The following is an 8,882-nucleotide window of genomic DNA, read 5'->3' on the forward strand; positions in this document are numbered from 1 at the left end:
CACAAATCCACGGATGCCATCCGTAATATGATCACTCGTATTCTATTGTCGCCGGTGGTTTTGGAGTGATGTCATATACAACACGGGACACGCCGTGAATCTCTGCCGTGATCCTGGACGAGATCTTATGCATGACCGGCCACGGGAGCTCGATCGCATCGGCGGTCATCGCATCACGCGAATGGACTGCACGAACGGCAACAATCCAGCCATGAAGACGGACATCGCCCTTAACTCCGGTTCCAAGCCCGATGACTGCTGCAAAACACTGCCACGGCCTGAACTGCTCTACGAGCTCCTCTTCCGCGATCGCATTCGCCTCACGGGCAATTTCAACCTTTTCAGGCGTAACTTCGCCCAGGCATCTCACCGCAAGCCCCGGCCCGGGGAAGGGCATCCTGTGCTGGATCTCCGCCGGGAGACCGAGAGCGCCTGCAACATCCCTTACCTCATCCTTGTATAGATCGATCAGCGGTTCGATCAGGCCCTCGAAGTCGATATCATACGGAAGTCCGCCTACATTGTGGTGGCTTTTGATTCCGCCCTCGCTCTCGATGATGTCCGGGTATATCGTCCCCTGGAGAAGATATGCAGCCTTTGTCTTCTTCGCCTCGCGCTCGAAGATTCGGATGAACTTCTCGCCGATAACCTTCCTCTTCTTCTCCGGATCAATGACTCCCTTAAGCGCCCCGAAGAACTCATCCCCTGCTTCGACAACCTGCAGGTTGAGATCCGAGAACAGTTCCCTGATCCTCTCGGTCTCACCTTTGCGCATGAGTCCCGTATCAACGTAGATCGAGATCAGGTTCTCACCGATCGCCCTTCTTGCAAGCTCGGCGCAGACCGACGAGTCGACACCGCCCGAAAGCGCCATTACAACCTTTTTCCCGTTGGATTTTTCCCTTATTTCGGCAATCGCCTGTTCGATAAATTTCTCTGTATTTACCATCTGTTTCTCCGGTTGTTTCGATTTTAACTATTTTATTTTACTTTTTTGCCCTGCTGTTTTCGAGGCATGCCTCCACAAAGCCGACATATGGCGGTGACGGCCTTGTCGGGGTTGATTTGAACTCCGGATGGAACTGTGTCGCGAGGAAGAAGCTTCCGTTTTCTATCTCGCAGACTTCCATCCTGTTTCCGCATCTTCCCGTAAACTTCAGCCCTGCCTTCTCTATCTCGTCGATATACTCGGGATTGACCTCGTAACGGTGCCTGTGGCGTTCGATGATCTTCTTTGAGCCGTAGAGATCATATATTCTCGATTTGGGACTGATATCGATCTCGCAGTCACCGAGCCGCATAGTTCCACCGAGGTCATGGACATCCTCCTGCTCCGGAAGGATGGCAATTACATGCCTGCCGTCACCCCATTCCTCGGAGACGGAATCGGTCCATCCCAGGACATCGCGGCAGAACTCTATGACAGCGGTCTGGAATCCTAGACAAAGCCCGAGGTACGGGATCTTATTCTCTCTCGCATACTTTATCGCGGCAAGCTTCCCTTCAATTCCTCTTATCCCAAATCCTCCGGGAACAAGGATGCCGTCGACGTCTGCAAGATCGTGTGTCTCATATGTCTCAGCGTCGATCCACTTTATGCGAACCTCGGTTGACAGTTTCCGTCCGGCATGTTTAAGAGCCTCTTTTATGCTGATATATACGTCCTCGATCCCGTACTTGCTGACAATCGCGATGGTTACGCGGTTTGTGTACTCTTTACTGACTACACGGTACCATTCGTTGTCCGCCTCCCTCTTTTCAAGATTAAGGAGATCTGCCACGACATCCGCAAGGCCCTCCTTTTCAAGTTCCATCGGGACCTCATATATGTCGCAGGCGGTTGCAGCTGATATAACCGCACGCTGTGAAACATCGCAGAACTCGGAGATCTTTCTCTTTGTCCCCGGGTCCATTACGATATCGCTTCTTCCCACGATAATGTCCGGATGAAGACCAAGCTCCCTGAGCGCCTTTACCGAGTGCTGGGTTGGTTTCGTCTTGTGGTCTCCCATCGTGTCCACGGGAACGAGCGTCACGTGCACGAGGATCATCTCGTCGGGCGCAACCTCCCCGTGCATCTGGCGGACCGCCTCGAGGAATGGCATGCTCTCTATATCGCCTACTGTTCCGCCAACCTCAACAAGGCACATGTCGGCAATTGCCCCGTCTTCAAGAGGATTGTTAGCTGCCTTCCTGATGCAGTCCTTGATCTGGTTTGTTATATGCGGGATGATCTGGACGGTCGCCCCGAGATAATCCCCGCGCCTCTCCTTTTCGATAACCGCCTGGTAGACTCTGCCTGTAGTGATGTTGTGATCCGAAGAGAGGTTTATATCAAGAAAACGTTCGTAGTTTCCAAGATCGAGATCCACCTCTCCTCCGTCCTTCAGGACGAAAACTTCTCCGTGCTGGGCGGGGTTCATCGTTCCCGCATCTATATTTAGATACGGATCGATCTTGACCGCCGTCACCCCGTATCCACGGTTTTTCAAAAGCCTTCCAATGGAAGCGGTCGTGATTCCCTTCCCAAGACCGCTCATTACTCCGCCGGTTACGAATATGTATTTCAATTGACCCTCTCCAAAGACAAATATGACAGTAGTGTATGTAGATTAAGAGAGATAAAATAGTTGATAAAATTATTTCTCCCCTCGCAAAAGGAAGGATTCAACTCCGTTCAACGGACAGAATAAAGTATTATTTCGGGGTTATGCGGGAGAAAGAGGCAGTTGTTCTTGCAAGAACTTCATCCTCTTTTCCGTCAGCAAATGCAAAACCTTCTGCAAATATTATTTTTCTTCCTGCACGAACCACATGTGCCCTGGCATTGATACGCCCTTCACGGACTCCTTTTATAAACTGTGTAGTCTCGGATACGGTTGCGATGCCCTCGCCTTCCCCGAGTATAGTCATCATTGCAAGGGCCATCGCCTCATCGATGAGAGAGACGTATACTCCGCCCTGCATCCATCCCACGCCGTTGAGCATATCCGGGCGGATTTCCATCGTAAGTTCAGCTCTTCCGTCGCCGTAAGTCACTGGATCGATGCCCATAAGACAGAAATAAGGATTCGCCTTCCTTCCTATACTCTCAAGATCTTCGATATATGTCATGCTTCATAAATATTCGATCTTCGAATCCAAAACTATAACGTGAAAACAATACACGAACCCGAACCACACACAGAGCGTTACCAGAGGATAGAAAGTTGTTTGTCTGTATAGAACCGAGATCCACTGTATGGAACCTGAACTTGAAGAGATGTTAAAGGATCTCCTGTGGCTCAATTCAGTCATAGCCACCGAACTGATCCAGATTACCGAAAACACATCGCAGATCCTCAGAAAGGAAGATATTCCGGAATCATGCAGGGTCGAGCATGCCGAGCTTCGGAAAAGGGCACTTGAGATCGCGGAGAAGTGCCACCCGTGCCAGGCTTTAAAAGATCATCTCGAAAAACATCAGTAGGATTATACAATTTTAAATCCATCTTTTTTTATGAAGGTTCTTTTTGTAATAGCCCCCCTGAGATATCGAGAGGAAGAGTTTGAAGTAACCGCAAGAATGCTCTCGGAAGCCGGAATAGAATATGACGTGGCGTCGACAAAGACCGGAGTATGTATAGGAATGATGGGAGGCGAACAGGAGGCCGGACTGGAGATATCAAAAGCAGCTGAAAAAGACTACGATGCACTTATATTAATCGGAGGCCTTGGCGCCAGGGATTTCCTCTGGGCCGACGATGACCTCTGCAGACTTACTAAAGAATTCGGGGATTCAGGCAAGGTCATCGCCGCGATATGTCATGCACCTGTAATTGTTGCGAGAGCGGGTGTATTAAAGGGCAGGCAGGCTACGGTCTTCGAGTCCCGGGCGTCCCTGAAACTCCTTGAAGACGGAGGTGCGAATTACGTGAACATACCAGTCGTATCCGACATGAATATAATAACGGCAAACCACCCTGTTGCAGCGAAACAGTTCGCAGAAGCCATCCTTGAAAAACTCGGCTGCTGAGAGAAAATAAAAATGACTAAAATCAACGAAAAGGACTGCTCGATCATAGTTCCGGCCTACAACGAAGAGAAGAGAATTCCAAGCTTTCTCGAGAATCTGGACGGATTTGAGGGCAGGTTTATCTTCGTATGTGATGGAACAGACGATACAGCCACAGTCATTGAAAAGTTCGCTTTCGAAAACAGGCAGTATAATATTAAGTGTCTCACCTACAATCACAGGCTTGGAAAAGGTGGAGGAATTTTAGAAGGATTTAGACACTTGGAGACTGCATACTGCGGTTTTCTAGATGCGGACGGGTCAGCCTCTATAAAAGAAATGAGAAAGCTCTTCGCGGCCCTTGAGAACTCGGACTGTGCAATCGGATCAAGATGGATGCCAGAATCTGATATAAAAGTTGGACAGGGGATAGGCAGAAAGTTCCAGAGCCGCATGTTCAATCTTGCCGTCAAGATCCTCTTCGGACTTTCATTTAAGGATACGCAATGCGGGGCAAAAGCATTCAGGCGGGAAGCGATTCTCTCCGTCATGCACCAAATTGAATCAAGAGGATTTGAATTCGATGTCGAGGTTCTCTGGCGGCTCCGGAACTCGGGCTTCAGGATAAAAGAGGTCCCTATTGCGTGGGAAGACCGTGAGTCGTCACATGTGGGCGGCTTTGACGGTGCAGGGATGCTTGCAAACCTTGTAAGGCTTAAGAGAGGGAAAGTTCCACGTAAGCCCGAGTGAGAGAATTTCATGAAAGATCTGTTCATCTCCGATATTGAGACAAACACCCCCGTTGATTCGATATTTATTATAGAGTCCCCGGTGCTGAAAAACGGGGGGAGGATAGGAAAATACATTATCTGCACTCTTTCGGACAGGACGGGAAAGATCTCCTGCAGGATCTGGGGACGGAGCCAGGGCGGTGCAGAGGAAGTCGAGAGAGTATATAATATACTGAATTCAAACGAAGGCCTGCCTTTTCGTATTGAAGGAGAATCGGAGACCTATAACAACGAACTTCTCGTAAAGGTCACGGACGGCGTGGGGAACCTTAATCTCCCGGAGGATACCGGTTCGCTCTCTCCCGGGGATTTTGAATACACGCCGTATGATACGAAGAGGAGCAGGGCCGGAATCACCTCCTGCATATTGAAAATAGAAGATCCGTCAATCCGTGGTTTTGTGGGATCTGTTATAGGTGACGCCGACGGTTTCTTTGATAAGCCTGCCGCAAGAAAGAAGCATCATGCCTTCAGGGGAGGGCTTGCGCTTCATACGCTGGAAGTGACCGAGATCGCGATTACGGCATCCGGGCAGATGGGGAGCGTGAAGTTCGATACCGACATCCTGATCGCAGGTGCAATACTTCACGATATTGGGAAATGCAAATCTTTCGACCAGAAAGGCTTCGGGTTTTCAGCCAACGCCTCCTATTCCCTTCTCGGCCATATAACCCCTGCAATAGGGATGACAGAGAGATACAGGGATCTTATCGATGAATCCGTGTACGAACAGATCCTTCATATCATCCAGTCACACCACGGCCCTTACGGGGAGATCAAACCCCAGACAATAGAAGCATGGACAGTTCATTTCGCCGACAACATGAGCGCCACAATTCACGAGGTCAGCGACGACATATCAAAGATCGGCCCGGGAGATACGGGGTGGGGAGAGAATGTCGGCGGACCTGTTTTCAGACCGGGCATTAATAAAAAACCCGAATATTTGTGATATTCATAGAAGGAATTATGAAAGCTTTTTCTACTATATTATTGAAGAGATAATAATGGCATCCGTTTCCGACTTTATTGAACTGACTCCCGACGAAAACGTCGTAAAGGAGTACCGTTCATTCAGGATGAAAAAACCACAAAATGCAACAGTCAATATTGCCGCAACGAATATGCGGCTGATATTATACGGCCAGAGCAGCAGGGGAAGAAAAACAGGCAGGCCGACATTAACACAGGAGATAAGAATCGAAGATATCAGGGGCGTTGAAATATATGAAAAGGAGAGACCACGCATTATACTGATAATTGTCGGCCTCTTTTTCCTCGCATCCGCGGGACTGCTGGCAGCAGACCGGCTTCCGTCGATCTACAGGATACTCGAAGGAATACTTGGAAACGGCTCCTACGGTGTTTTGATAACTGCGGCTGTAGGGATCATCATCTTCGCATCCGGTTTCTACTTCAGGAACAGGGAGTTTGAGATCCTTGTCAAAGCGAACAACAACAACCTGAATACGGGGATGTTCTCGGAAAAGACCGTCTTCAAACAGGGAATAGATTCACCGAAGATACTCCGCGAACTGGGATCGATAATCATACAGATACAAAAGGACAGGGAGAAGAATCACGACAACTCTTCAAGGCACAAACAAAATTTCCATTCATACCGCGATGAAACAGAGACTGAATTCGGGGATGAAGGCATCTATGAAGAAGAGATTGAATCGATATTCGAGGTAGAAGAGATTCCCCGAAAAACCCCGGGGACGCCTTATGGAACAGCATATCCAGAACAACAGCCTGCACCAGCTTATGAAGAGAATTATCGTGAAGATTCCGGGGATTTCAACGATAGTCAGGAGCAGGAAACGGAACAGGAGAATGCAAAAGAACAGGACAAACAATCGGGAAGCGAAATTATCGAAGAATACTACGACAGGGGAAGAGAGAAGGTAAACGTCGACGACATTCTCAATACCATGGAGAAGATCGAAAACCCGACAAGCAAGAAAAAAGACGATTTTATGTTCTGATCTTTAATATGAATATTATTTTTGAGAATTTTCCGGATTCTTTGATAGAATATAAAAATAAAAATTTATTTTCTTCTGATTTTAACGGACTCGGAGTGAGCAAACAGGCCTTCGGCTTCTGCGAGGGCCTCGACCATATCGCCTATCTCCTCAAGGCCTTCCTGCTCGATGATCTGGACAGTGGATGTCTTACAGAAATGCGAGACATTCAACCCTGAATATACTGAGGCGTAGCCTGCCGTGGGGAGAACGTGGTTTGTACCCGATGCATAGTCACCGCATGCAACCGGAGTATAGGGGCCGACAAATATCGAGCCTGCATTCCGTACTGCCGAGAGAACCGGGAGAGGGTCTGAGACCTGGATCGACAGGTGTTCGGGTGCTATACGATCCGAGATCGAGACCGCATCCTTCAGGTCTGCGGCGGGGATATACCCCGAATTGTTTAGGGCCTTTTCTATAATTTCCGCCCTCGGCGCACTCTTTGCCATCATTTTCACATCTGCCGAGACCCTGTCTGCGAGAGATTCACTCGTTGTAACCAGAACACATGCAGCATTCGGATCGTGCTCCGCCTGGGCGAGAATGTCTGCCGCGATGAATGACGGATTCGCACTCTCGTCGGCGATAATGCAGATCTCGGACGGCCCGGCAGGAAAGTCGATCTCTGCATTGCCCCGGAGGAGCATCTTGGCCGCAGTAACGTAGACATTACCCGGCCCAACAATCTTCTGAACCGGTTCTATCGACTCCGTCCCGAGTGCCATCGCAGCAACAGCCTGCGCACCGCCGGCACGGACGATCTCGGTCGCACCCGCAATATCGAGTGCGGCAATCGTCATGGAATTCGCAGGTGGGGGGGTGCAGGCGCATATAGATTCCACTCCGGCAACCCTTGCCGGAACAACGGTCATCAGGGCGGTCGACGGATAGGAGGCACGTCCACCCGGAATGTAGCATCCCGCTCTGTTCAAAGGAGTCGTTTTAATTCCGAGCGTAATCCCGGGGTGAAGCTGTCTCAGCCAGAGATCCTCTTTCTTCTGGTATTCATGGAACTCTGTGATCCTTGACTCCGCTTCGATGAGGTATTCGACAATCTTCGGGTCGACATCCTCGTATGCATCCTCCCTCTCGTCCTCCGTGACAAGAAGAGAGTCCGGTTCGCAGCGATCGAATTTTTTTGCATATTCAAAAAGAGCTGCATCCCCATTGGCTCTTACATTCTCAATAATATCGTTGACCGCCGGATACACATCCTCAAGAGACGCCCTCCTCCCGGGCACCCAGCTGTCCGCATCGAGTCTTTTCAACATATTCCCATCTTTGTTTTGTCCTGTGTAATGAACTATTTTTGCACATTATGCCAGGGACTTCCTCGCCGGGTCCGTTAGAGATTCCTTATAACAGATTCAAGATGCCTCTTCAGCCTGGACCGGAATTCACCTCTCAAAATCCCCATGGCCACATGATCCTGAAACTGCATTATACGATCCGCCTCCGCTACGAGGATGTCCATCGTCGCAGCGGCGAATATCACGGATGAGTCCTTCAGTTTTCCCCTCTGGGACCTGCAGATTACGGAAAGAGGAGTAACATCTTCGCTCTGCATGCAATTTGGAACGAGAAGATTCGTGGCCGACCTGTCCTCGTCCACCACAATCAGCGATGCATTCTTCCTTACAGCCTCCTGGAACAGGGCGGCCATCACCATTGAACCGCTTCCTCCTCCATATACGTTCTTCGGTGTCCCAGACATCCCGGGAGGAAGCGCAGAGAAAAACATACTGATATCGGCACCCGGGATCTCGAATTCGCCGGATTCTGCTATCATCACATTCCCGTGAGTGACGACATTCTCCCTGCCGTCCCCAGGCATGTGATCGTCGGAGCCCGAACGGATTACCTGGAGAAATGTCGATTTCCCCTGGGCATTCGACCCCGTTACGGCAAAGATCTCCTTTCTCCTGATCCCGAGACCTGGAATGTTCCCCCCGCTTGCAGGAAGCTCCATCTCAACAGGTTCAAGTTCGACCGGACATCTGAAGGGTTATATTGGAGATCTCGCTCGGGCCCGCCACTCTGAAGTGCCCCCTGTGGCGGGGGTAGGGT

Annotated in this window: 9 protein-coding genes and 1 pseudogene; 5 read left to right on the forward strand and 5 right to left on the reverse strand. The window is 49.9% G+C overall.

The window, feature by feature from the left end; all coding sequences use genetic code 11:
• Window positions 1–31 precede the first annotated feature (31 nt).
• From guaA to METPAY_RS01610, 3 genes are all read right to left on the reverse strand, one after another.
• Entirely contained in the window at window positions 32–949 is a 918-nt protein-coding gene (guaA, locus tag METPAY_RS01600; RefSeq protein WP_048148543.1) for a glutamine-hydrolyzing GMP synthase, read from the reverse strand.
• Between the two features lie 37 nt (window positions 950–986).
• Complete coding sequence (pyrG, locus tag METPAY_RS01605; RefSeq protein ID WP_048148545.1) at window positions 987–2,570, reverse strand: glutamine hydrolyzing CTP synthase; 1,584 nt, start codon at window positions 2,568–2,570, stop codon at window positions 987–989.
• 127 nt (window positions 2,571–2,697) lie between these two features.
• Window positions 2,698–3,114 carry a PaaI family thioesterase gene (locus tag METPAY_RS01610; RefSeq protein WP_048148547.1) on the reverse strand — a complete coding sequence of 139 codons (417 nt, stop codon included), beginning with the start codon at window positions 3,112–3,114 and terminating at the stop codon, window positions 2,698–2,700.
• Window positions 3,115–3,241: 127 nt separating this feature from the next.
• Between METPAY_RS01610 and METPAY_RS01615 the strand changes: the two genes are divergently transcribed.
• The 5 genes from METPAY_RS01615 to METPAY_RS01635 are packed head-to-tail and all read left to right on the forward strand — an operon-like array spanning window position 3,242 to window position 6,773.
• On the forward strand, window positions 3,242–3,469 hold the full coding sequence (locus METPAY_RS01615; RefSeq protein WP_013330314.1) for a hypothetical protein: 228 nt from the start codon (window positions 3,242–3,244) through the stop codon (window positions 3,467–3,469).
• 30 nt (window positions 3,470–3,499) lie between these two features.
• On the forward strand, window positions 3,500–4,015 hold the full coding sequence (locus METPAY_RS01620; RefSeq protein WP_048148549.1) for a DJ-1/PfpI family protein: 516 nt from the start codon (window positions 3,500–3,502) through the stop codon (window positions 4,013–4,015).
• A 12-nt stretch (window positions 4,016–4,027) separates the two neighbouring features.
• Window positions 4,028–4,744, forward strand: coding sequence for a dolichyl-phosphate beta-glucosyltransferase (locus METPAY_RS01625; RefSeq protein ID WP_048148551.1), 717 nt, complete (start codon window positions 4,028–4,030; stop codon window positions 4,742–4,744).
• A 9-nt stretch (window positions 4,745–4,753) separates the two neighbouring features.
• On the forward strand, window positions 4,754–5,737 hold the full coding sequence (locus METPAY_RS01630; RefSeq protein ID WP_048148553.1) for an HD domain-containing protein: 984 nt from the start codon (window positions 4,754–4,756) through the stop codon (window positions 5,735–5,737).
• 55 nt (window positions 5,738–5,792) lie between these two features.
• Complete coding sequence (locus METPAY_RS01635) at window positions 5,793–6,773, forward strand: Asp23/Gls24 family envelope stress response protein (protein ID WP_048148554.1); 981 nt, start codon at window positions 5,793–5,795, stop codon at window positions 6,771–6,773.
• Window positions 6,774–6,838: 65 nt separating this feature from the next.
• Here the strand turns inward: METPAY_RS01635 and hisD are convergent, their stop codons facing one another.
• Both hisD and METPAY_RS01645 read right to left on the reverse strand, forming a co-directional pair.
• Complete coding sequence (hisD, locus tag METPAY_RS01640; RefSeq protein WP_048148556.1) at window positions 6,839–8,086, reverse strand: histidinol dehydrogenase; 1,248 nt, start codon at window positions 8,084–8,086, stop codon at window positions 6,839–6,841.
• A 74-nt stretch (window positions 8,087–8,160) separates the two neighbouring features.
• Window positions 8,161–8,808 (reverse strand): annotated as a pseudogene (locus METPAY_RS01645) (P-loop domain-containing protein); the annotation flags it as partial.
• Window positions 8,809–8,882: the final 74 nt, after the last annotated feature.

This window comes from Methanolacinia paynteri (genome assembly GCF_000784355.1).
Taxonomy (GTDB): domain Archaea; phylum Halobacteriota; class Methanomicrobia; order Methanomicrobiales; family Methanomicrobiaceae; genus Methanolacinia; species Methanolacinia paynteri.